This window comes from Rhodococcus sp. G6(2025) (assembly GCF_058628105.1).
The window spans coordinates 524,633-544,675 of the sequence record NZ_CP179750.1 but is presented as its reverse complement, the minus strand read 5'-3'; the positions used below and the strand labels follow the sequence as shown (position 1 = coordinate 544,675).

The following is a 20,043-nucleotide window of genomic DNA, read 5'->3' as shown; positions in this document are numbered from 1 at the left end:
ACTACCGGCGGTCCCCGACAGTCCGGGCCGGGTGGTCGAAGCACCCGCTCAGCAACCGCTCGGGGCGCTACTCACAGGCGGAAGTCCGAACCTGACCGCATTGCGTAACACGTTCGCAACGCAGCGGCAGCACAGTCGAAACCGCTCACGGTCATCGTGACTTTCCGCGCCGGGTTTCGTCCCGGGGTGTGAGGAGAATGTCGTGCCTGCAATCGACGCCGGAGCAACCGCCTGGCTTCTGATCAGTACCGCGCTGGTCCTTCTGATGACGCCGGGGCTCGCCCTGTTCTACGGCGGAATGGTCCGTTCCACCGGCGTACTGAACATGATCATGATGAGCTTCGTGTCGATCGCGCTGGTCACGGTCGCGTGGCTGGTGGCCGGATACTCCCTCATCTTCGGCGACGACATCGGCGGCGGACTGATCGGCGGGCTGGAGCACCTGGGGATGGTGGGCATCGACCCGACCACCGTCCACGGGCAGGTGCCCGAGATCCTGTTCGCCACGTTCCAGCTGACGTTCGCGATCATCACCGCCGCGCTGATCAGCGGTGCGATCGCCGATCGGGCCAAGTTCTCGGCCTGGATGATCTTCGTGCCCGTCTGGGCCCTCGTCGTCTACGCACCCGTCGCGCACTGGGTGTGGAACCCGCAGGGCTGGATCGCGCAGTTCGGCGCCCTCGACTATGCGGGCGGACTGGTCGTCGAGATCGTGTCCGGAGCGTCGGGCCTGGCGTTGGCGCTGGTGCTGGGCCCGCGTCTCGGTTTCCGGTCCGAGTCGATGCGCCCCCACAACCTTCCGCTGGTGTTGCTGGGCGTCGGCCTGCTGTGGTTCGGCTGGTTCGGTTTCAACGCCGGCTCCGCGCTCGCCGCCGACGGCACCGCCGCCGCGATCTTCCTGAATACCCTCGTCGCCGGGTGCACGGGCCTGCTCGGCTGGCTCCTCGTCGAGCAGAAGCGGGACGGTCACCCCACCACGTTCGGTGCGGCGTCCGGCGTCGTCGCGGGTCTGGTCGCGATCACCCCGTCCTGCGGCACCGTCAGCATGGTCGGGGCGCTCGTCGTCGGCGCCGTCGCCGGTGTGGTCTGCTCGTTCGCCGTCGGCTGGAAGTTCCGCCTCGGGTACGACGACTCGCTCGACGTCGTGGGAGTCCACCTGATGGGCGGCATCGTCGGCACCCTCCTGATCGGACTGCTGGCCACCGAGGTCATGACCGACGGACCGGAAGGCCTCTTCTACGGGGGCGGTTTCGCGCAACTCGGCAAGCAGTTGCTGGCCGTGGTGGTCGTCGCCCTGTACGCGTTCGGAGTGACGTACGCGCTGGGCAAACTGATCGACCGGATCTTCGGGTTCCGGGTGAGCGCGGAGGACGAGTCGTCCGGCATCGACCTCGCGTTGCACGCCGAATCGGCGTACGAACACGGTGTGCTCGGGCACGGTCCGGGCGGCGGCGGTCAGGGCAACAGTGTCTTCCCGTGGATGCACGAGGCCGAACGCCGGCGGCACCTGGACGCCGAGCGGAAGCAGAAGCCGTCGGATCCCGAGTAGCGGCGGCTACTTCTTCTTCGCTGCCGCAGCCTTCTTCGCCTCGGCCTTCGCGGCTTTCTTGAACTCGCGGACCTCGTGGAGGCTCTTGTCGTCCACGACGTCCGCGATCGACCGCCGGGATCCCTCGGTGCCGTAGTCGCCTGCGGCCTCCCGCCAGCCCTTCGGCTCCACACCGATCTGCTTGCCGAGCAGTGCCAGGAAGATGCGCGCCTTCTGATCGCCGTAACCCGGCAGCGCCTTCAGCCGTTTCAGGACCTCTTTGCCGTCGGGGTCGCCGCTGGTCCACAACGCCTCGACGCTGCCGTCGTAGTTCTCGACGAGGAACGCGCACAGCGACTGGATGCGGGTGGCCATCGATCCGGGAAACCGGTGGACCGCCGGTGTCTGTGAGCAGACGGCCGCGAACTCTTCCGGATCCATCTCCGCGATGCGATGCACCTCGAGGCCGCCGATCCGGTCGTCCAGCTTCTTCGGACCCGCGAACGCCGTCTCCATCGGAACCTGCTGATCGAGCAACATCCCGATGAGCAACGCCAGCGGATCACTCGCCAGAAGCGCGTCGGCGTCCGGATCCCCTACCAGATTCAGCGTGCGTGCCATGCTCTGATCCTGCCATCCCACCATCGGGCGGGTGCGCCCTTCACCTCGACGCGCGGTTTATTCACAGAGTTATCCACATCACTGCATTACCGGTCGGTACGCTCCAGCATCGAGGCCACGCCGGCGATCAGACCGTCGCGCCAGTGCAGGACGTCGTGGCCCCCGCAGAACTCGCGGTACCGCACGGTGAAGGCCAACAGTTCGCGTACCTCGCGGTTGGGTTCGACGAGCATCCATTCGAGGGTCCCGACCTCCACGCTGAACCGGCTGTTCGACGGGGCAGCGGCGCGGACGCGGTCCTGGAACGGGACTCCCGGCCCCGAGCCGGGCCACCAGAACGATCCGGACAGGCTGACGGCGCAGCCGAACACGTGCGGGGCCGTCAGCGCGAGGTGGCACGCCGTCAGTCCGCCCAGGCTGCAGCCGGCCACGATCGTCGACGCGGGATCGTCGGTGGCACCCCATTCCCGCCGCAGCCACGGAAGCAGTTCGCCGACGAGACCGGACGCGAACGCGGCACTGCAGCCCAGCTCCTCGGATCGCAGTTCGGGTCCGACGCTGTCGACCATCACGACGAGCGGAACCCGGTGCCCGGCACGTCCGAGTGCGTCGACGGCGCCCGCGATCGGCAGGTCGACCGCCCACGTCCGGCCGTCCAGCAACACCACAACCGGACGATTCCGAACAGTGAGTCCGGGCGGTTCGTAGACCCACACCGACCGACGCGTGCCCGACAGCGTGAACGCCGTCTCGTGAAGCGCGCCGCGGCCGGGCCGGTCGGTCCACCAGTGCTGTGCGGGCGCCGCCGGCATCACCGCCTCGGAGCTGTCACCGGTCTGCACCACCCGCGTCGGCAGTGGGTTGAACGGGTCGGGTTGCGCGTCGGCGAGCACCCTCCGCCACCACTGCCAGCCCGGGGTGCCGCCGGGAACTGTCAATGGTTCCGCCCGGGGAATGAAACGGTAAGCACCCCGCCACTTCTCGGGGACCTCGATCGAGAGGGACCACAGGTCGGTGCCGGGTAGCCGGGACAGCGCGGCCTGTCCCAGGCGGGAGCGATCGGTGATTCCGTTGGCGTCGAGGTAGACGTGCCGCGTGCGTGACGTGCGCTCGTCACCGTCCGGATCGCGCCAGCAGAACGTCGCGATCACGCAGCCGGGGCCTGCCCCGTCCGGCTCGATGAGGGGACTGCCCGCGGCGGTGAGACGGTCCCAGAACGCGGGGACGCCGTCACGCGTCAGGTCGTCGATCGACCGTGCGCGCACGACGCGACGCTCGGGTCCCGGCACTCGTTGCAGCATCCACTTCCCCATTCGAATGTAGGTAACGCTAGCCTAAATCAGCTTCCTTACCCGTGCGAAAGAGAGTCTTACCGTGAAACTTCGTCGCTCACTGGCAGCCGTCGCTGTCCTCGCCGTCGGGATCGGCGCTGCCGCGTGCTCATCCGATCCCGATTCCGACGCCGCGACCACCGGCACCACCGCCGCGTCCGACCAGAACTGGCCGCGCACCGTCACCGACGAGACCGGCAGCATCACGATCGAACAGAAGCCCGAGCGGATCGTGTCCACCAGCGTCACCCTCACGGGCTCACTGCTCGCCCTCGACGCCCCACTGATCGGTACCGGCGCGCAGCGAGCCAGCGACGTGACCGACGAGAACGGTCTGTTCACGCAGTGGGCGGACATCGCCGCCGAGCGCGGCGTCGACACGCTGTACCAGGGCGAACCCAACGTCGAGAAGATCACCGCCGCCGATCCGGACCTCATCTTCATGTCCGCCACCGGCGGCGACTCGGCGCTCGATCAGGTGGACACGTTGAAGCAGATCGCGCCCGTCGTGGTGCTGCGATACGACGACAAGTCGTGGCAGGACCTCAGCGGACAGATCGCCGCGGCCATCGGGGCCGAGGCACAGGCCGACGCCCTCGTCGCGAAATTCGACCAGCAACTCGACGACGCCAAAGCGGCGCTGGGCGACACGGTCGCTGCGGCGAACCCGGTGAATGTGCTCGCATACAACTCGCCGGAGGAGTCGCGGATCTTCACTGCCGAATCGGCGCAGGGCATCCTGCTGGAACGCCTCGGATTCTCGCTCGCCGAGCTGCCGTCCGACCTCACCGCCGCCGACAAGGGCATCATGGCCGGCCGCAAGGACGTCGTGCCGGCCGGGCAGGAGAACCTGCCGCGAGCCGTGCCCGGCAACACCACGTTCATCGTGATCGGTGAAGCAGCGGACGCCGACAGGTTCCTTACCGATCCGACGCTGCGGGAGACGCCGTCCGTGGAGAAGGAGCAGGTGATCGGGCTCGGGAAGGACAGCTTCCGCCTCGACTACTACAGCGCGTCCAACCTGATCGACCGGGTCACGAACGCAGTGCGATAGCGCTCACCCCGTGTCGGCGCGGCCCATATCGGGTACCTCTACGTCACAGGGACTCCGGTCCGTTCACACAACCCGAAGGACACCCGATGGCCCAGAACGAAACGAATCGAGCCAACGGGATGAGCCGCGCCGTCGACAGGGCAACCGACAGCAACACTTTCGAGCGGGTCGCGCGCGCCGGCCACGTGATGAGCGGTTTCGTCCACCTGCTGATCGCGTACATCATCGTTCAGCTGGCGTTCGGCACCGGCGGCAACGCCGATCAGTCCGGGGCCCTCGGCGCCCTGGCCGCCAAACCCGGTGGCCGGTTCGTGCTGTGGGTGGCGATGGTCGCGTTCATCGCGATGGCGCTGTGGCGGCTCGCCGAGACCGTTCTCGGCCCCCACGTCACCGAGAATTCCGGGGGCGACGGCGACGACACGTCCCTGCTGGACCGCGCGAAGGCGTTCGGCCTGGCCGTCGTCTACTTCGCGTTCGCCTTCTCGGCGTACCAGTTCGCGAGCGGCGGTGGTAAATCGAGCGGTCAGCAGAACGCCGGAATGAGTGCACGCCTCATGGAATCCGGGGGAGGCAAGATCCTTCTCGTGGTGGTGGGTCTCGTCGCCATCGCGATCGGCGGCTACCACATCTACAAGGGGGCGTCGAAGAACTTCCTGGACGACCTGAAGGGCACCCCGTCGAAGCTCGTCGAGCCCCTCGGAGTGGTCGGCTACGTCGCCAAGGGGCTCGTCATCGCGGGCGCGGGCGTGCTGGTGATCGTGGCGGTCGTCAACGCCGACCCGTCCAAGGCCACCGGCCTCGACGGCGCGGTCAAGACACTGGGCTCGGCGCCGTTCGGGCAGTTCCTCCTGGTCCTCGCCGGACTGGGCATCGCCGCGTACGGGCTGTACAGCTTCGTGATGGCGCGCTACGCCAGGATGTAGAGACACGTCCGGCCGCTCACCCATGAAGGGTGAGCGGCCGGACGTCTTCTACTAGGACTTCGGCAGGTCCAGGCGTGACTCGGTGGCCGCGAGCAGCACGCACGTCGCGACACCGTTCATCGACTTGTCCAGATCCTCCATCGAGGGGAAGCTCGGCGCGAGCCGGATGTTCTTGTCCTCGGGGTCGACGCCGTACGGGAACGCCGATCCGGCGGCGGTGAGCGCGATCCCCGCGTCCTTCGCCAGAGCGATGACGCGCTTCGCGGTGCCCTCGACGACGTCCAGGCTGATGAAATATCCGCCCTTCGGCTCCGTCCACGACGCCACCTTCGACGCCCCGAGACGATCCTCGAGGATCTTCAGGACGAGCGCGAACTTCGGCGCCAGGATCTCGCGGTGCTTCTCCATGTGGGCGCGCACGCCCTCGGCGTCACCGAAGAACCGCAGGTGCCGCAGCTGGTTCAGCTTGTCGGGACCGATGCTCTTCTTGCCGAGGTACTTCTGGTACCAGGCCAGGTTCGCGGTCGAGGAACCGAAGAAGCTGACGCCGGCACCGGCGAACGTGATCTTCGACGTCGACGCGAACACGAGCGGCCGGTTCGGGTTGCCCGCCTCCGCGGCCATCCCGAGGATGTCCAGCGACGGCGCCGTCTCGCCGACGAGCGGGTGGACGGCGTAGGCGTTGTCCCAGAACAGCCGGAAGTCGGGGGCTGCGGCCGGCATCGACGCCAGCGTCCGCGTCACCTCTTCCGAGTACACCGCGCCCGTCGGGTTGGAGTAGTTGGGGACGGCCCACAGACCCTTGATCTGCGGATCGTTCGCCACCAGCTCGGAGATGACGCCCACGTCGGGGCCGTCCGGGCGCATCGGCACCGGGATCATCTCGATGCCGTACGTCTCGGTGATCCCGAAGTGCCGGTCGTAACCGGGTGCCGGGCACAGGAACTTGACCTTCTCCTCCTGCGACCACGGGCGCGGGGAGTCGGGGGTGCCGTGCAGCAGGGCGAACACGACGTTGTCGTGCATGATCTCGAGGCTGGCGTTGTTGCCGGCGAGCAGGTTCTCGACGGGGATGCCGAGCAGTTCACCGAAGATGGCGCGCAGCTCCGGCAGCCCGGTCAGCCCGCCGTAGTTGCGGGTGTCGGTGCCGTTGCCGTCGCGGAAGTCGCCGTCACCGGGCAGTGTCAGCAGCGCCGCCGACAGATCCAGCTGTTCGGGCGAGGGCTTGCCGCGAGTGAGGTCGAGCGTGAGCTTCTCCGTCTTCAGCTGCGCGTAACTCGCAGTCTGGCGCTCGTGCTCCGAAAGTAGTTCCTCATGGCTCATCAACCCGATCTGGGTCTGGTTGGTCATCAGGAGCGGCCTCTCACCGACGTCGTGGGTCGGGTATGCGAAAGATAGGGGACCCCGCGCACCCGGCAGAGCCCGTTGACCCTTGCTGCCTTCCGGCCCTGGGGGAGTTCACAGGATGCGCGCCGCGCGGGATCCACCACAGAGTGTAGACGGCCCCGAGACGTGGTCGGGATCCACCCCGGCCCGGGCCCGACGCCGCACCTCTGACCACGGCCAGTGCTACCGTCGCCCCCGCATTCGGCCACCTTCGGCAAAGGATCGGGATGAAACTCAGAAGGACAGCACACACGGTGACACTCGCCGCCGTCGTGGCAGCACTGTCGGCGTGCGGCGGAGGCAGCGACGACGCAGCCACGTCGGACGCGGTGAGCTGGGACGCGGCCGAGCCGTGCACGCTCGCGGACGATGCGACGCTCGCACCGCTCCTCACGGCAGGCGCCGGCGAGGGCACCGCCACCGACAGTCCCGAACGTCGCGCCTGCACGTGGGGCAAGCCCGAGGCGCTGAACACCGTGACGATCACGACTACGAGCGCGCCGGAACCGGTCGACCCGCTGCGCACGATCGACGTCGGCGGGCTCGAGGGGCGCGCGCTCGCCGAGAGCAAGTACCAGTGCATCCTCGAGGTCACCACCGATGCGGGCACCCTGTCGATCGAGACGAAATTCGGTCTCGACGCCACCGCGAACGCGGACACGTCCTGCGACCGGTCCGTCCCTCTCGCCGAGCATGCCCTCACCCAGCTGAAGTGGGCCTAGAACGGGCGGCTACCTGGTCGTTTAACGGTGAGCCGCCGTCGTTGGGTATGCTCCTCCACGGAGGATTCGCCTAGTGGCCTATGGCGCTCGCCTGGAACGCGGGTTGGGTTAACGCCCTCAGGGGTTCAAATCCCCTATCCTCCGCCACAGGAACCCCTGTGAACTGCTGAGAAGCGGTTCGCAGGGGTTTCTTTTTTCTGTCTTCGAGCGACGACCGATCGCCTGTCGGAGCCGAAAGTCCTGGCCACAGCGGGCACAACCCGTTATCTTCCTGTTATCGTCTGCGGTGCAGCGTTCGCTGTGCTGTGTGTCGATTCGAGATAAAAGGACATTCGTATGGCGATTCGTCGCACCCGCGCACTGATCGTGGGCCTGGTCGCAGTGTTGGCATCGGGCCTCGTGTCCGTATTGGCCGGAACCGGCGTCGCCCACGCCGACTCGGCCCTGATCTCGGTGTATTCACCGTCGATGGACAAGGACATTCCCGTCAAGGTGCTCAAGGCCGCGGGCGGTGGTCCCGCGCCGACCCTGTACCTGCTCGACGGTCTGCGGGCACCGGACGACAACAACGGCTGGCTGATCGAGACCGACGTGGAGAGTTTCTTCGCCGGCAAGCACGTCAACGTGGTCATCCCGTTCGGCGGCGGCGGCACCTTCTACTCCGACTGGCAGCGCGACGACCCGAAGCTCGGCCGCGTCAAGTGGGAGACGTTCCTGACCAATGAGCTGCCCCCGGTGATGGCTTCCCAGTTCGGCAGCGACGGGGTGAACAACGCGGTCGCGGGTCTGTCGATGAGCGGCACCTCCGCGTTGAACCTCGCCACTCACCGTCCCGACTTCTACAAGGCGGTCGCGTCGTACAGCGGTTACCCGACGGCCAGCTCGCCCGGCTTCGCGCAGGGCATCCAGGTTTCCGTCGCTCAGATGGGCGGCAACGCGCTGAACATGTGGGGCTTCTGGCCGTCGGGTGCGTGGCTTCGCAACGACCCGCTGCTCAACGTCGGCGCGCTGCGCGGCAAGTCCGTCTACATCTCGTCCGGCGCAGGCTCGGCGGCGGGCGATCCGACGGTCGACCCGGACAGCGCCTCGTTCGACCCGGTGAAGTTCTCGCAGACGGTCCCCCTCGAGACCGCCTCCGGTCTGAGCAGCAAGGTGTTCGTGCCCGCGGCGCAGCGCGCAGGCGCCAAGCTGCAGACCCACATCACCGACGACGGCCTCCACACGTGGAACTACTGGCAGGACCGCTTGCACGAGTCCTGGGCCAACACGCTGGCACCCGCCCTCGGGACCTCCTGAGCCAGGCGTCGTGATCGCCTGACCTACGCCTCAGTGGCCCCCGATCTCCGGATCGGGGGCCACTGTCGTCGGCTGCGGTGTTTGATGTGGGGTGTGCCGATCGACGACAGCAGGCGGATACTCGCGCTGGCGGTGGTGTTGTCCACGCTGGCCGGTTACGTCGACGCGCTGGGATTCATCACGCTCGGCGGGTTCTTCGTCGCGTTCATGAGCGGCAACCTCACCCGGTTCAGTGTCGGGTTCGCAGACGCCGCGTGGGCGCACGCGGCGACGGCTGCCGCGGTGATCGGCATGTTCGTTCTCGGCTGCGCCCTCGGCGCCGTGGTCGTGCACCTGTCCGATCGTCGGCGCCTGCCCGTCCGGACGACGGTGCTCGCTGTCGTGTCGGGACTGCTGATCGTCGGCGCGGTGGCCGCGACTGTCGGGGCGAGCACGGTGGCCGTCGGCGCGATGCTGCTCGCGATGGGCGCCGAGAACTCCTTCTTCCAGCGCGACGGCGAGGTGACCATCGGTCTCACCTACATGACGGGCGCGCTCGTGAAGATGGGACATCGGCTGGCCGGAGCACTGTTCGGCGGGCCGCGGTGGGCGTGGCTACGACACTTCGCGCTGTGGGCCGGTCTGGTGGTGGGAGCGGTGACGGGCGCCCTCGCGCACCACTGGATCGGGCTCGACGCCCTCTGGTTCGCTGCCGTCCTGTCGGCAGCGCTGACCGTCACCGTCCACCTGAGGATCGACCGCGCTACTCGCCGCCCGCAGTTGTCGTGACCGGGTTGCCTGCGGAGTCGAGGGTCCACCACACGCTGCCGACCGCCTGCCCGAATGCGTCGCCGGGTTCGTTGTCGTCCTTGTAGCGGTACACGGGGCGTCCGTTGACGGTGAGCTGATGGGTGCCGTCCGGCGCCGGGATGGTGTCGATGACGACTTCCTGCAACCCCTGGACCGTCGGGTTCTCGGTGACGGAGGTGACCGGCGGCCACGACTGCAGGCACGTGTCCCGGCACGAACTGGCGCCGGAGCCGACCTCGTCGTTGTCGTACACGTAGACCGTCATGCCACCGTCGTCGACCATCACCTCGCCGAGCGTCGTCGGTCCCATCTTCAGTACGGGTGTGCCGGGCGCGGCTGGCGGGGACGTCGGCGTCGGCGACACCGGGGCGTTGCCGCCCGTGTCGCCGGAATCGGTGCTGTCGTAGGCGCAACTCGAGAAGGTCAGGCTGACGGCGGCGATCGCTGCCAGCGCCCATGTTCGTCTCATGGAGTCCTCGTTCTCTGTGACGGCGAAGTGGCGGGCCTCCGGGGAACCTCTGCGGACCCGTGCATACAGTTCACCTCGAGTTGCGTGCCGGTGCGGGCACTTCGGGCGATGTGACGGGCCCGCACGTGTCGGTATCCGTGATTAGGCTCCTGTGCATGGGCTGGTACACGCCGACCGCACCGTCGCCCGATCTCACCGGCACCCTGGTGTGCGGGTGGTCCGCGCGCACGCAGGGCGAGCATCTGCTGGTGCCGGATGCGTGCATGGACATCCTGTGGATCCGGGGTGTGGGAATCCGCGTGTGCGGTCCCGAAACCACGGCGTGGTCGTTCACGCTGCCGCCGGGCACCGAATCCGTCGGCGTCCGTTTCCGTCCCGGCGCCGCCTCGCATCTGCTGCGGACGTCGGCGGCCGAGGTCCGCAACATCCGGGTCGGTCTCGGGGACGTGCTCGGATCCACGTGGGAACGGACGCTGACCGACCGGCTCGACAATGCGCCCGGTTACGCGGAACGAATCGCCCTGTTCGAGAACGCCGTGCGCGCGTGGCGAAATCGCGGACCGGACGCGGACCCGCTGATCGGCACCGTCCGGCAGGCCCTGGCCCGGCACTCGTGGAACGTGGGCGCGCTCGCCGACGCCGCCTCCGTCACGGAGCGGCAACTGCAGCGGCGATGCAACGACGCGTTTGGATACGGGCCCGCGACCCTCCGCGGCATCCTGCGGCTGCAGCGGTTCATGGCGCTGGCGCAGTCGGGGACGCGGGCCGGGCTCGCCGACCTCGCCGCCACCGCCGGCTACAGCGACCAGGCGCACCTGTCGCGGGAATGCCGGCGGATCTCCTCGCTCACCCCGTCCGACCTCCTCGCCAGTGAGGCCCCCGACTGGCACGGGACGGAATCCGTCGTCGATGTCGGAAATGTTCAAGCCCTCGGGCCCCGGGCGGGAGAAGAATCGGCAGCATGACCTCGACAACCGAAACCCCCGCAGCCCACTACCGAGACCTCGCCGCGAAGTTCACGAAGCGCGTCGAATCCGTGCCCGCCGAACGCTGGGACGACGCGTCCCCGTGTGACGGCTGGACGGCCCGCGACGTCGTGCGGCACGTGATCGACACGCAGCGCTACATCGTCACCGTCGTCGATCTGGAACTGCCGGAACCGCCGTCCGTCGACGACGACCCGGTTGCCGCATGGGCGGCCACGCGCGACGGCATGCAGGAGATCCTGAACGACCCGGCTCTGGTGAGCCGCGAGTACGACGGGCACTTCGGCCGCACCGACCTCGGAAAGACCATCGACAGCTTCTACTGCTTCGACCTGGTGATCCACGGCTGGGACCTCGCCCGGGCCACCGGCCTCGACGAGACCATCCCGGCCGACGACCTGACCTGGGTGGGTGGCGTCGCGGAGCAGATGGGCGAGAGCATCCGCACGGCCGGGGTGTGCGGTCCAGCCGTGGACGTTTCCGCGGACGCCGACGAGCAGACCCGGGTCCTGGCCTTCCTCGGCCGCAAGGCCTGACCCGAGCGCCTGCCCGGTCGCGCTTGTAACCTCGGGTCATGAGCGTGCCGGGCAGGATTGCCGCGCTGACGGCGGTGTCACTGGCCGCGGCGCTGCTCGGCGGTGACGTGGTCGCGGTGGCCGATCCCGAACCCCGGGGCGCATCCGGTCTGCCGGCGCGTGGCCTCGTCACCTCGGCGCCGCTCGCGTCCGCGGTCATGTTCGCCGGGACCACCGGCGACGCCGCTCCCTCACAGCGGGTTCCGGGTGACGAGTCGAACGGTATGTCGGCCACCAGCCACCGCTTCGACGAGTACCCGTACATGCGGTACGAGGTCCGGTTCGGTCCGGAGCCCGCAGGCACCGACGTGACCTGGCACGGACGTTCGGTGAATCTCGACGACCTCGCGATGCACGTGTGGGACGAGGAGGCGCAGAGCTGGGGTGAGCCGGTCGCGACGGCGCAGGCGTCCGAACCGGGCGGTCCGGTCACCCTGACCACCCGGATCGAGGGCGAGGACTCCGCGCAGATCCTCGTCATCGACGGTCCGCGACGCGACCGGAGTTTCCGCGAGGCCAACGCGACAGCCGATCAGCAGTTCGCCGACCCGAACGCGTACGACTTCGCGCTGCAGCACATCTCCGACACCCAGTACGTCTCGCGGGACCGGCCGGAGGTGTACTTCGACATGACCCGCTGGACCGCCGAGAACGCCGCCGAACGCAAGATCGCCTATTCCATGCACACCGGCGACCTCGTCCAGAGCTGGATTCGCCCGGGCGCACCCGAGTCCCGCGCCCGGCCCGAGTTCGAAGTCGCGGACAAGGCGATGGCGACGCTCGAAGAGGCAGGCATTCCCTACGGCGTCCTGCCCGGCAACCACGACAACCTGTGGAACGTCGGCGGACGGCTCATTCCCGGCGAGCACGAGAAGAATCACGCCCTCTACAACGAGTTCTTCGGGCCGTGGCGGTACCGCGACCGGCCGTACTGGGGCGAATCCGTCACGGACACGGACAATTCGGCGCACTACGACCTGCTCGACATCGCCGGCGCGAAGTTCCTGATGCTCTACATCGGCTACAACCCGCCCGAGCACGTACTGCAGTGGGCCGAGGACGTGCTCGCCGACCACCCGGACCGCAACGTGATGATCGGCAGCCACTACTACCTGGACGAGGACGGCTCGCTGCGGATGAGCGGGTTCGGCGACATCGGTAGCAGTGCGGGACAGCAGATCTGGAACCGGCTCGTCGTTCCCTTCGACACGGTGTTCCTGGTCCTCGCAGGACATGTCGACGGGCAGACGACGGTCACCGACCGGGAGGTGGGCGACACGGACCGGAAGGTCGTGGAGTTGCTCGCCGACTACCAGTACTTCACCGTCGACACCCGCCGCGAGACCGGGTTCCAGCGACTCCTGCAGTTCGATCTCGACGGCGGAACCCTCGCCGTCACGACGCACTCCCCCACGCTGGACAGCTTCCGGGTGGAGGACTTCGATCCGCAGCGGCGCTACCAGCCGGATGACGGGGACTTCGTCACCGATGTGGAGTTGCGGGCCGACCTGCCGCGCGCCGTCATGCCTACGCCCTGAGATGTAGGTCGATCAGCTGCGCGACGAAGCTGTCCACGTCGAAGTCGCCGGCGATCACTTCGATGCTGCGGGTGGCGCAGAGGGTCGCCACCCCGTGCAGCTGGGTCCACAGGTTCAACGCGACCACGCGCGGCTCGTCGGAGCCGGTGTCCGCGACGAGTGCGACGACCGTCTCGAACAGAGGTTTCGAGTGTTGCCGCAGGTCCTCGCCCGACCCTTCGAGCAGGTCGTGCCGAAACATCAACTCGAACAGGGTGCGGTGGGTGTCGGCGAAGGAGAGGTACTGCCGTGCCGTCCGCCGCACGCGTGCGAGGGGGTCCGACTCGGACGCGATCGCCGACCGGAGCTCGTCGGCCAGTTCGGCGAATCCCGAGGCGGCGATCGCGGCGAGCAATGCTTTGTGGGTGGGAAAGTACCGTCGCGGCGCGCCGTGCGAGACACCCGCGTGCCGGGCGACGGCGCGCAGCCCGACGGCGTCGATGCCGCCCTGGTCCAGCAATTCGCGGCCACTGTCGATCAGCCGCACGCGCAGGGGTTGCACTTCTCCACTCATGTAGACAGTGTCTATCATTGCGTGAGTAGACAATGTCTACTCACGCAATGGCGCCCGAGTGAGGAGTTCACCGTGTGGTACTGGATCTTCAAGTACGTGCTGATCGGACCGGTGCTGCGCATGTTCGGGCGGCCCGCGATCGACGGTGCACACCACATCCCGGCGTCGGGTCCGGTGATCCTTGCGAGCAATCACCTCACAGTCGTCGACTCGTTCTTCCTCGTCCTGATGGTGCGCAGGCGCATCACGTTCGTGGCAAAGAGCGAATACTTCACCGAAAGCGGCGCGAAAGGCAGGGCGAAACGCTGGTTCTTCACCGCGGCCGGCCAGGTGCCGATCGACCGATCCGGGGCCTCCGCGGCGGAATCCGCACTGAACACCGCGCGGAAGATCCTGGACGACGGCAAGGTCTGGGGAATCTACCCCGAGGGCACCCGGTCTCCCGACGGCCGACTCCACAAGGGCAAGACCGGAATCGCCCGGGTCGCGCTCGCGACGGGCGCCCCGGTCGTGCCCGTCGCCATGCACGGCACCCGGCAGGTCAACCCCGCCGGATCGCGGATGTGGCGGTTCGGCAAGGTGACGGTGACCGTCGGCGAACCGCTCGACTTCACCCGATTCGCCGAGCTACGCGACAACCGGCACGTCGTCCGGGCCGCGACGGACGAGCTGATGCACGCCCTCATGACACTGTCGGGGCAGGAGTACGTGGACGACTACGCGCTCAGGCGTCCGGCGTAGCGACGGCACGCGTCACGAGATCGGCGACGAGCCGCTCCGTGTCGACCCCCTCGAGCACGCCGGGCAGCGTCAGGTGCTCGACGATGAGCGCATTCATCGCGAGGTAGAGCATCAGCACGGTGCTGCGATCACCGGGCAGTCCCGAGTCGAGGTGAAAACCGATGTCGCGTTCCAGATTCTCGGAGATCGTGCGCGTCAGCGTGGTCCGCAACTCGGGACGCCGGACCGCTTCGAGTCGCAATTCCTGCAACGCGAGATAGCCCGTGCGGTCGCGGGTGATCCTGCCGAACAGCCCCTGCATGTACTCGATCGCGAGCTCGAGATTCTGCGGGTTGCGCCCGCTTTCTTCGACGACCGAGGGGTCGGGACCCATCCGCTCGTGAATCCGCTTGCCGACCTGGTCGAACAGGTCGTCGCGGCTGGCGAAGTAGTTGGACGCCGTCCCCTTGGGGACGTTCGCCTCGACGTCGACGGCGCGGAAGGTGAGGCCGCGCGCACCCTCGCGCGCAAGCACTTCGATCGCGGCGTTCACGAGAGCCGCACGTCGTTCCGGATTCTGCGCCATCGACACTCCTCGACGAAAAGGACTTGCAACCACTTCAGTCATAGTACTACAAATGGAGTTGTTACCGACCACGGGAGGACTCACATGCGAAAGCTCGTCTACTACGCCGCCGCCACCATCGACGGATTCATCGCCGGCGCCGACGGCTCGGACCCCACCGGCACCATCTTCGAGATCGACGGCGATCACATGCCCGTGATGATCGCCGAGTACCCCGAGACGGTCCCCACCCACATGCGGGCACCGCTGGGAATTGACGCCCCCAACAAACATTTCGACACACTGCTCATGGGCCGCGCCAGTTACCAGCCCGGCCTCGACCTCGGCATGACCAGCCCGTACGCGCATCTGCGGCAGTACGTCTTCTCGACCACGATCACCGAGTCGCCCGACCCGGACGTCGAGATCGTCTCGGGCGATCCGATCGAGAAGGTCCGCGAACTCAAGCGGGAGGACGGCAAGGACATCTGGCTGTGCGGCGGCGGCAAGCTCGCCGCCGCGGTCCAACCCGAGATCGACGAGCTCCGGATCAAGCTCAACCCCGTGGCGATCGGCACCGGCATTCCGTTGTTCGACGGCGAATTCGGCCCTCAGCGGTTCCGGCTGGCCGCGAGCCGCGCCTTCGAGAGCGGGATGATTTTCCTGACGTACGTCCGCCGATAAACGAAGTCACACCCGCCACTCGCGGCAACACGGGCACCTGACGCATGTATTGATTCAATACGTCAGTAATGTTCGAGGCATGCGCGAACGCCGATACTCGTCCACCAGCCCCGAACGCCTGGCCGCAGCCCTGTTCGACGTCGCGGCCGAGTCGGGGCTCGAGGGCGCCAGCGTGCGCGAGGTCGCCAAGAGGGCGGGTGTGTCCATCGGAGCCGTGCAGCACCACTTCTCCACGAAGGACGAGATGTTCGCGTTCGCCCTGCGGACCCTCGTCGACAAACTCCTCGCCCGACTGTCGGAGGTCGAGCGCGGCGGGGATCCCGCCCGGGCCCTGTTCGCCGCGATGTCCCAGTTGCTGCCGCTCGACGAGGCGCGGTCGCGGGAGGCGCACGTCATGGCGGCATTCGCCGTCCGGGCCGCGACCTCCCCGTCGCTCGCCGAGATCCGGCGCAAGACCCTGTTCACCATCCGCACCGGACTGTCCGCCGTGCTCATCGGGATCGGCACCCCGGAGGCGGAAACCCGTGCGGCGCTTCTCCTCGCCACCGTCGACGGCCTCGCCCTCGATGCGATCGGCAGTCCGGCGCTGTACCCGCCGGAGTACCTCGAGCACGCCCTCGACATTCAGATCGGCATGATTCTGCAGGGCGCCGACGTCGTGCCGTCGTCGTCGATCGAACTGGCCAGCTGACCCCTCGGCCGATGTCACATCCGTCTCGTCAGAGTGAACCGCTGTCACATCGGGCGGGGGGCGCGGGGCGGTTCGCGCCCAGCCCGTCCGGCGACCTGCACCTCGGCAACCTGCGGACCGCCGTGCTGGCGTGGCTGTTCGCCCGGTCCACCGGCCGGAAGTTCCTCCTGCGCGTCGAAGACCTCGACCGCGTCCACGAGGGCGCCCGCGACCGGCAACTGGCCGACCTCGCGGAACTCGGCCTCGACTGGGACGGCGACGTCGTGTCGCAGTCGCACCGACTGTCGCGGTACGACGCTGCCATCGCCGAACTCCACGCCGCCGGCCTCACGTACGAGTGCTTCTGCACGAGAAGAGAAATCCTCAAAGCCGCGTCGGCGCCGCACGCACCGCAGGGCGCGTACCCGGGGACCTGCCGCAACCTGACACCGGACGAACGCGCCGACCGGCTCGCCGGCGGCCGACCCCCCGCGCTGCGGCTGCGCGCCGGCGTCACGTCGTTCACCATCGACGACGTCCTGCACGGCAGCTATTCCGGCATGGTGGACGATCTCGTGCTGCGGCGCGGCGACGGGACACCCGCCTACAACCTCGCGGTGGTCGTCGACGACGCCGCCCAGGGAATCGATCAGGTGGTGCGCGGCGACGACCTGCTCTCGTCCGCGCCCCGCCAGGCCTACCTCGCCGGGCTGCTCGGGTTGACCGCCCCCACCTACGCGCACGTGGCCCTCGCACTCAACGAGGACGGCAAACGGCTCGCGAAACGCGACGGCGCCGTCACGCTCGCCGACCAGAAAGCGTTGGGACGCACCCCGAGCGACGTCCTCGGAGTGCTGGCGACGTCACTCGCGCTCGCGGAACCGGGCGAGGTCGTGGATCTCGGGATACTCCTCGACCGGTTCGACCCGGCCCGCCTGCACCGCGAACCGTGGGTGGTCAGGCTCCCGACGCCGCAGCAATCACCATGATCAGGAAGAACAGGATCCAGCCGACGACGTAGGCGCCGCCGATGGCGATTCCGGCGATCGCAAGTCCGCGGCCCTCCTGCCCGGACTGCTTGATCTGGCCCAGCGCAATGATGCCGAGGATGATGCCGACGATGGAGCCGAGGCCGTAGAAGCATCCGCCGACGATCGACGTGATCAGCGACGCGATCGCGAGACCGTTCGTCCCCAGCGGCCGCGGGTAGGGCGCGCCGTACGGGTTCGGTGCGCCGTACTGCGGGGCGGGACCGCCGTATTGGCCCGAAGCCCCGTACTGGTTGGGCGCGCCGCCGTACTGGTTGGGGGCGCTGTACTGATTCGGGGCGGCATACGGGTTGGGCGTCCCGTACTGCTGGTTCGGCGCCCCGTACTGGTCGCCGCCGTACTGATTCTGATTCGGCGCGGCATACGGATTCGGAGAAGTCCCATACGCGCCCGGCTGCTGATAGTCGGGGTACTTCTCGGTGGGCGCCGAATAGGTGGGATAACCGGATTCGTCGACCCCGTATCCGTCGCGCGGCAAGCCGGGAACCTCGCCATAAGTGGGTGGTGTTTGCCCGTTGTACGGATTCGAATCGTCCGATCCCCCAGAATTAGTCACGATAACCAGCGTAAAGCATCAAAACCGCAGGAGAAGAAGCAGACCAAAGGGAGGCGAGTAAAGGATTGTCCACGTAGTGTTTATTCGCACTGTCACGCGCGAGCATTCAACTCTTGCTGAGGGGATCACATGACGACTGGTGGATACGACCCTAACGACAAACCTGAAGGTGGTGACCAGGGCGGATGCCCCCCGCGGGGCAATCCTCCACCGCCGCCCGGTGGTTATCCGCCGCCCCCGGGGAATTACCCTCCGCCGCCGCAGGGACCGCCGCCCGGCGGATATCCGCCACCGCCGCCCGGCGGAAACTACCCGCCCCCGCCCGGCGGAAACTATCCGCCGCCCCCCGGCGGAAACTATCCGCCGCCTCCCGGTAATTACCCGCCGCCGCAGGGCAATTACCCGCCGCCGCCCCAGGGACCGCCGCCCGGTGGATATCCGCCGCCTCCGCCGATGTCGGATTACGGCACGCCCGGGCAGACGCCGGGGCAGTTCTCCGTGGGCGACGCGATCGGCTACGGCTGGAACAAATTCAAGGACAACGCGCTCATCTGGATCGGCATCCTGCTGATCGCCGCCATCATCCAGGTGGTGCTGAACCTCGTCTTCGGCGGCTTCAGCACGTCGTCCGACATGAGCGCGGCGTTCTCGGTGTGGCGCATCATCGGCACGATCGTCACGACCATCGTCGGCTATCTGATCAATGCGGCTCTCGTGCGGGGCGCACTGCACGAGGTGGACGGGAACAAGCCGGCGTTCGGTTCGTTCTTCCAGTTCACCAATGTCGGGGCGATCATCATCGCCAGCGTGATCATCGGTGTGGCCGCCACCATCGGTTTCGTCCTGCTCATCATCCCGGGTCTCATCGTCATCTTCCTGACCTGGTGGACGCTGCAGTTCGTCATCGATCAGAACGAGGACGCGATCACCGGCATCAAGTCGAGTTTCCGCGTGATCTCGCAGAACGTCGGCCCGGTGCTGCTGCTGGCCCTCGCTCTCGTCGGCATCAACATCGTCGGTGCACTCCTCTGCGGCGTCGGACTTCTCGTCTCGATCCCGATCACGATCATCGCGTCGACCTACGCGTACCGCGTGCTCACCGGCCGTTACGTCGCGGCCTGACCGCTCGCTCCCACGGGTGAGTGTGCTTCCTGTCCTTCGCGGACGGAAAGTACGCTCACCCGTTTTGCCACTCCCGTCACTCGAGTCACTTCCACCCCTTGCGTAAGGTGCTCAGGCGTCATCCGAGACATTCAGGACTCGAGATTCGAGGGGGAACACATGACTACCGGTGGATTCGATCCAGGCCAGGGACAACAGCCGTTCGGCGGGCAGCAGTACGGGCAACCGCACTACAACGGGGCGGGGCAGCAGCAGTACGGACAGCAGTTCGGCGCACCGCCGCAGTTCGATTCGGCACAGCAGTTCGGCACCCAGCCGTTCACGCAGCCGGACTTCGGGTTCGACCCGTCCCGTCCCGGTGAACTTCTTCCCCGCCTCGGCGCACGGGTGATCGACGGCCTGATCGTCGGCATCCCGATGGCCGTGGTCAGCACCGTCCTCGCGCTGGTGCTGGGCAACTTCCTGGGCAGCGTCCTCGGCGCGATCCTCACCGCGGCCGCCGCCGTCGGCTACTTCGTCTTCCTCGAGACGACGAGGGGGCAGACCCTGGGCAAGCAGCTCCTGGGTCTGCGCGTCGAGGGCCCGACCGGCGGACTCCCCACCCAGCAGCAGTCGCTGACCAGGAACGGTTTCTACGTCCTGTCCGCGCTCGGCGGGTTCCCGCTCCTCGGGTTCCTGTTCGGTCTGCTCGGCGTCGTCGCCGCGATCGTCATCGGGGTGACGATCAACGGCAGCCCCACCAAGCAGGGCAAGCACGACGAACTGGCCGGCGGCACGCGCGTCGTTCAGGGCTAGTCCGAACCCGTCCTACCGTGCGGGTGAACGTATCTTTCGTCGCGTCAGATCGGACAAAAGGTACGTTCACCCGTTCCTGATTCGCGCCCTTCCACCTGCAGGTGCTTGGAT

At 67.7% G+C, this 20,043-nt stretch carries 22 protein-coding genes, 1 tRNA gene and 1 other RNA gene; 16 read left to right on the top strand and 8 right to left on the bottom strand.

From position 1 onward, the window contains the following. Positions 1–202: 202 nt before the first annotated feature. Positions 203–1,549, top strand: coding sequence for an ammonium transporter (locus ACLIVD_RS02740; protein WP_005566991.1), 1,347 nt, complete (start codon positions 203–205; stop codon positions 1,547–1,549). Positions 1,550–1,555: 6 nt separating this feature from the next. On the opposite strand, the gene ACLIVD_RS02735 is transcribed toward ACLIVD_RS02740, so the two are convergent. Beyond that, positions 1,556–2,149: an HhH-GPD-type base excision DNA repair protein gene (locus ACLIVD_RS02735; protein WP_283332732.1), complete on the bottom strand. Its 594-nt coding sequence runs from the start codon at positions 2,147–2,149 to the stop codon at positions 1,556–1,558. 86 nt (positions 2,150–2,235) lie between these two features. After that, complete coding sequence (fes, locus tag ACLIVD_RS02730; RefSeq protein ID WP_283332731.1) at positions 2,236–3,450, bottom strand: enterochelin esterase; 1,215 nt, start codon at positions 3,448–3,450, stop codon at positions 2,236–2,238. A 73-nt stretch (positions 3,451–3,523) separates the two neighbouring features. Between fes and fepB the strand changes: the two genes are divergently transcribed. Next, complete coding sequence (fepB, locus tag ACLIVD_RS02725) at positions 3,524–4,534, top strand: Fe2+-enterobactin ABC transporter substrate-binding protein (RefSeq protein ID WP_283332730.1); 1,011 nt, start codon at positions 3,524–3,526, stop codon at positions 4,532–4,534. A gap of 86 nt (positions 4,535–4,620) precedes the next feature. Beyond that, the gene (locus ACLIVD_RS02720; RefSeq protein WP_280781793.1) at positions 4,621–5,457 is read left to right on the top strand and encodes a DUF1206 domain-containing protein; all 837 of its coding nucleotides are present in this window, start codon (positions 4,621–4,623) and stop codon (positions 5,455–5,457) included. A gap of 51 nt (positions 5,458–5,508) precedes the next feature. Here the strand turns inward: ACLIVD_RS02720 and ACLIVD_RS02715 are convergent, their stop codons facing one another. Both ACLIVD_RS02715 and ffs read right to left on the bottom strand, forming a co-directional pair. Next, positions 5,509–6,807 carry an aspartate aminotransferase type Ic gene (locus tag ACLIVD_RS02715; RefSeq protein WP_105413939.1) on the bottom strand — a complete coding sequence of 433 codons (1,299 nt, stop codon included), beginning with the start codon at positions 6,805–6,807 and terminating at the stop codon, positions 5,509–5,511. Between the two features lie 43 nt (positions 6,808–6,850). After that, an RNA gene (gene ffs, locus ACLIVD_RS02710) (signal recognition particle sRNA small type) lies at positions 6,851–6,945 on the bottom strand. A 125-nt stretch (positions 6,946–7,070) separates the two neighbouring features. On the opposite strand from ffs, the gene ACLIVD_RS02705 reads away from it, so the two are divergent. The 4 genes from ACLIVD_RS02705 to ACLIVD_RS02690 all read left to right on the top strand — a co-directional run bounded on the left by ACLIVD_RS02705 (position 7,071) and on the right by ACLIVD_RS02690 (position 9,629). Continuing rightward, the gene (locus ACLIVD_RS02705) at positions 7,071–7,565 is read left to right on the top strand and encodes a DUF3558 family protein (protein ID WP_283332728.1); all 495 of its coding nucleotides are present in this window, start codon (positions 7,071–7,073) and stop codon (positions 7,563–7,565) included. 59 nt (positions 7,566–7,624) lie between these two features. Then, positions 7,625–7,712 (top strand) — tRNA-Ser (locus ACLIVD_RS02700). A 189-nt stretch (positions 7,713–7,901) separates the two neighbouring features. Then, positions 7,902–8,861: an alpha/beta hydrolase gene (locus ACLIVD_RS02695; protein ID WP_105413940.1), complete on the top strand. Its 960-nt coding sequence runs from the start codon at positions 7,902–7,904 to the stop codon at positions 8,859–8,861. An 84-nt stretch (positions 8,862–8,945) separates the two neighbouring features. Next, positions 8,946–9,629 (top strand): YoaK family protein, encoded by a 684-nt coding sequence (locus ACLIVD_RS02690; protein WP_283332727.1) that lies wholly within the window; start codon positions 8,946–8,948, stop codon positions 9,627–9,629. Here ACLIVD_RS02690 and ACLIVD_RS02685 read toward each other — a convergent pair. Then, positions 9,604–10,119, bottom strand: coding sequence for a COG4315 family predicted lipoprotein (locus ACLIVD_RS02685; RefSeq protein ID WP_005248698.1), 516 nt, complete (start codon positions 10,117–10,119; stop codon positions 9,604–9,606). The genes ACLIVD_RS02690 and ACLIVD_RS02685 overlap by 26 nt on opposite strands. A 155-nt stretch (positions 10,120–10,274) precedes the next feature. On the opposite strand from ACLIVD_RS02685, the gene ACLIVD_RS02680 reads away from it, so the two are divergent. The 3 genes from ACLIVD_RS02680 to ACLIVD_RS02670 are packed head-to-tail and all read left to right on the top strand — an operon-like array spanning position 10,275 to position 13,218. Further along, on the top strand, positions 10,275–11,084 hold the full coding sequence (locus tag ACLIVD_RS02680) for an AraC family transcriptional regulator (protein WP_283332725.1): 810 nt from the start codon (positions 10,275–10,277) through the stop codon (positions 11,082–11,084). After that, on the top strand, positions 11,081–11,641 hold the full coding sequence (locus tag ACLIVD_RS02675) for a TIGR03086 family metal-binding protein (protein ID WP_280781798.1): 561 nt from the start codon (positions 11,081–11,083) through the stop codon (positions 11,639–11,641). The genes ACLIVD_RS02680 and ACLIVD_RS02675 overlap by 4 nt, the downstream gene beginning before the upstream one ends. A 38-nt stretch (positions 11,642–11,679) precedes the next feature. Beyond that, positions 11,680–13,218 (top strand): metallophosphoesterase, encoded by a 1,539-nt coding sequence (locus ACLIVD_RS02670; protein ID WP_283332724.1) that lies wholly within the window; start codon positions 11,680–11,682, stop codon positions 13,216–13,218. On the opposite strand, the gene ACLIVD_RS02665 is transcribed toward ACLIVD_RS02670, so the two are convergent. Beyond that, complete coding sequence (locus ACLIVD_RS02665; protein WP_283332723.1) at positions 13,208–13,789, bottom strand: TetR/AcrR family transcriptional regulator; 582 nt, start codon at positions 13,787–13,789, stop codon at positions 13,208–13,210. The two genes, ACLIVD_RS02670 and ACLIVD_RS02665, sit on opposite strands and share 11 nt — an antisense overlap. A gap of 54 nt (positions 13,790–13,843) precedes the next feature. Between ACLIVD_RS02665 and ACLIVD_RS02660 the strand changes: the two genes are divergently transcribed. Continuing rightward, positions 13,844–14,512 (top strand): lysophospholipid acyltransferase family protein, encoded by a 669-nt coding sequence (locus ACLIVD_RS02660; protein ID WP_491931889.1) that lies wholly within the window; start codon positions 13,844–13,846, stop codon positions 14,510–14,512. On the opposite strand, the gene ACLIVD_RS02655 is transcribed toward ACLIVD_RS02660, so the two are convergent. Beyond that, positions 14,496–15,077 carry a TetR/AcrR family transcriptional regulator gene (locus ACLIVD_RS02655; protein ID WP_283332720.1) on the bottom strand — a complete coding sequence of 194 codons (582 nt, stop codon included), beginning with the start codon at positions 15,075–15,077 and terminating at the stop codon, positions 14,496–14,498. The genes ACLIVD_RS02660 and ACLIVD_RS02655 overlap by 17 nt on opposite strands. A gap of 84 nt (positions 15,078–15,161) precedes the next feature. On the opposite strand from ACLIVD_RS02655, the gene ACLIVD_RS02650 reads away from it, so the two are divergent. The 3 genes from ACLIVD_RS02650 to gluQRS all read left to right on the top strand — a co-directional run bounded on the left by ACLIVD_RS02650 (position 15,162) and on the right by gluQRS (position 17,399). Next, on the top strand, positions 15,162–15,740 hold the full coding sequence (locus ACLIVD_RS02650) for a dihydrofolate reductase family protein (protein WP_283354595.1): 579 nt from the start codon (positions 15,162–15,164) through the stop codon (positions 15,738–15,740). A gap of 79 nt (positions 15,741–15,819) precedes the next feature. After that, positions 15,820–16,431, top strand: coding sequence for a TetR/AcrR family transcriptional regulator (locus ACLIVD_RS02645; RefSeq protein ID WP_011596657.1), 612 nt, complete (start codon positions 15,820–15,822; stop codon positions 16,429–16,431). Positions 16,432–16,442: 11 nt separating this feature from the next. Further along, positions 16,443–17,399: a tRNA glutamyl-Q(34) synthetase GluQRS gene (gluQRS, locus tag ACLIVD_RS02640; protein ID WP_283332716.1), complete on the top strand. Its 957-nt coding sequence runs from the start codon at positions 16,443–16,445 to the stop codon at positions 17,397–17,399. On the opposite strand, the gene ACLIVD_RS02635 is transcribed toward gluQRS, so the two are convergent. Continuing rightward, positions 17,368–17,937 carry a DUF4190 domain-containing protein gene (locus tag ACLIVD_RS02635; protein ID WP_280781956.1) on the bottom strand — a complete coding sequence of 190 codons (570 nt, stop codon included), beginning with the start codon at positions 17,935–17,937 and terminating at the stop codon, positions 17,368–17,370. The two genes, gluQRS and ACLIVD_RS02635, sit on opposite strands and share 32 nt — an antisense overlap. 531 nt (positions 17,938–18,468) lie before the next feature. Here ACLIVD_RS02635 and ACLIVD_RS02630 point away from each other — a divergent pair. Further along, on the top strand, positions 18,469–19,137 hold the full coding sequence (locus tag ACLIVD_RS02630) for a DUF2189 domain-containing protein (RefSeq protein WP_317569518.1): 669 nt from the start codon (positions 18,469–18,471) through the stop codon (positions 19,135–19,137). A gap of 159 nt (positions 19,138–19,296) precedes the next feature. Continuing rightward, positions 19,297–19,932, top strand: a complete 636-nt coding sequence (locus ACLIVD_RS02625; protein WP_283332714.1) for an RDD family protein — start codon at positions 19,297–19,299, stop codon at positions 19,930–19,932. Positions 19,933–20,043: the final 111 nt, after the last annotated feature.

Excerpts from the sequence above, each read along its gene's own strand:
- ACLIVD_RS02670 (WP_283332724.1), top strand. The coding sequence starts at position 11,680 with ATGAGCGTGCCGGGCAGGATTGCCGCGCTGACGGCGGTGTCACTGGCC.
- fes (WP_283332731.1), bottom strand. The coding sequence starts at position 3,450 with ATGCTGCAACGAGTGCCGGGACCCGAGCGTCGCGTCGTGCGCGCACGG.
- ACLIVD_RS02650 (WP_283354595.1), top strand. The coding sequence starts at position 15,162 with ATGCGAAAGCTCGTCTACTACGCCGCCGCCACCATCGACGGATTCATC.
- gluQRS (WP_283332716.1), top strand. The coding sequence starts at position 16,443 with ATGTCACATCCGTCTCGTCAGAGTGAACCGCTGTCACATCGGGCGGGG.
- ACLIVD_RS02695 (WP_105413940.1), top strand. The coding sequence starts at position 7,902 with ATGGCGATTCGTCGCACCCGCGCACTGATCGTGGGCCTGGTCGCAGTG.
- ACLIVD_RS02685 (WP_005248698.1), bottom strand. The coding sequence starts at position 10,119 with ATGAGACGAACATGGGCGCTGGCAGCGATCGCCGCCGTCAGCCTGACC.
- ACLIVD_RS02625 (WP_283332714.1), top strand. The coding sequence starts at position 19,297 with ATGACTACCGGTGGATTCGATCCAGGCCAGGGACAACAGCCGTTCGGC.
- ACLIVD_RS02665 (WP_283332723.1), bottom strand. The coding sequence starts at position 13,789 with ATGATAGACACTGTCTACATGAGTGGAGAAGTGCAACCCCTGCGCGTG.
- ACLIVD_RS02630 (WP_317569518.1), top strand. The coding sequence starts at position 18,469 with ATGTCGGATTACGGCACGCCCGGGCAGACGCCGGGGCAGTTCTCCGTG.
- ACLIVD_RS02720 (WP_280781793.1), top strand. The coding sequence starts at position 4,621 with ATGGCCCAGAACGAAACGAATCGAGCCAACGGGATGAGCCGCGCCGTC.
- ACLIVD_RS02680 (WP_283332725.1), top strand. The coding sequence starts at position 10,275 with ATGGGCTGGTACACGCCGACCGCACCGTCGCCCGATCTCACCGGCACC.
- ACLIVD_RS02715 (WP_105413939.1), bottom strand. The coding sequence starts at position 6,807 with ATGACCAACCAGACCCAGATCGGGTTGATGAGCCATGAGGAACTACTT.
- ACLIVD_RS02735 (WP_283332732.1), bottom strand. The coding sequence starts at position 2,149 with ATGGCACGCACGCTGAATCTGGTAGGGGATCCGGACGCCGACGCGCTT.
- ACLIVD_RS02675 (WP_280781798.1), top strand. The coding sequence starts at position 11,081 with ATGACCTCGACAACCGAAACCCCCGCAGCCCACTACCGAGACCTCGCC.
- ACLIVD_RS02645 (WP_011596657.1), top strand. The coding sequence starts at position 15,820 with ATGCGCGAACGCCGATACTCGTCCACCAGCCCCGAACGCCTGGCCGCA.
- ACLIVD_RS02705 (WP_283332728.1), top strand. The coding sequence starts at position 7,071 with ATGAAACTCAGAAGGACAGCACACACGGTGACACTCGCCGCCGTCGTG.
- ACLIVD_RS02690 (WP_283332727.1), top strand. The coding sequence starts at position 8,946 with ATGTGGGGTGTGCCGATCGACGACAGCAGGCGGATACTCGCGCTGGCG.
- ACLIVD_RS02655 (WP_283332720.1), bottom strand. The coding sequence starts at position 15,077 with ATGGCGCAGAATCCGGAACGACGTGCGGCTCTCGTGAACGCCGCGATC.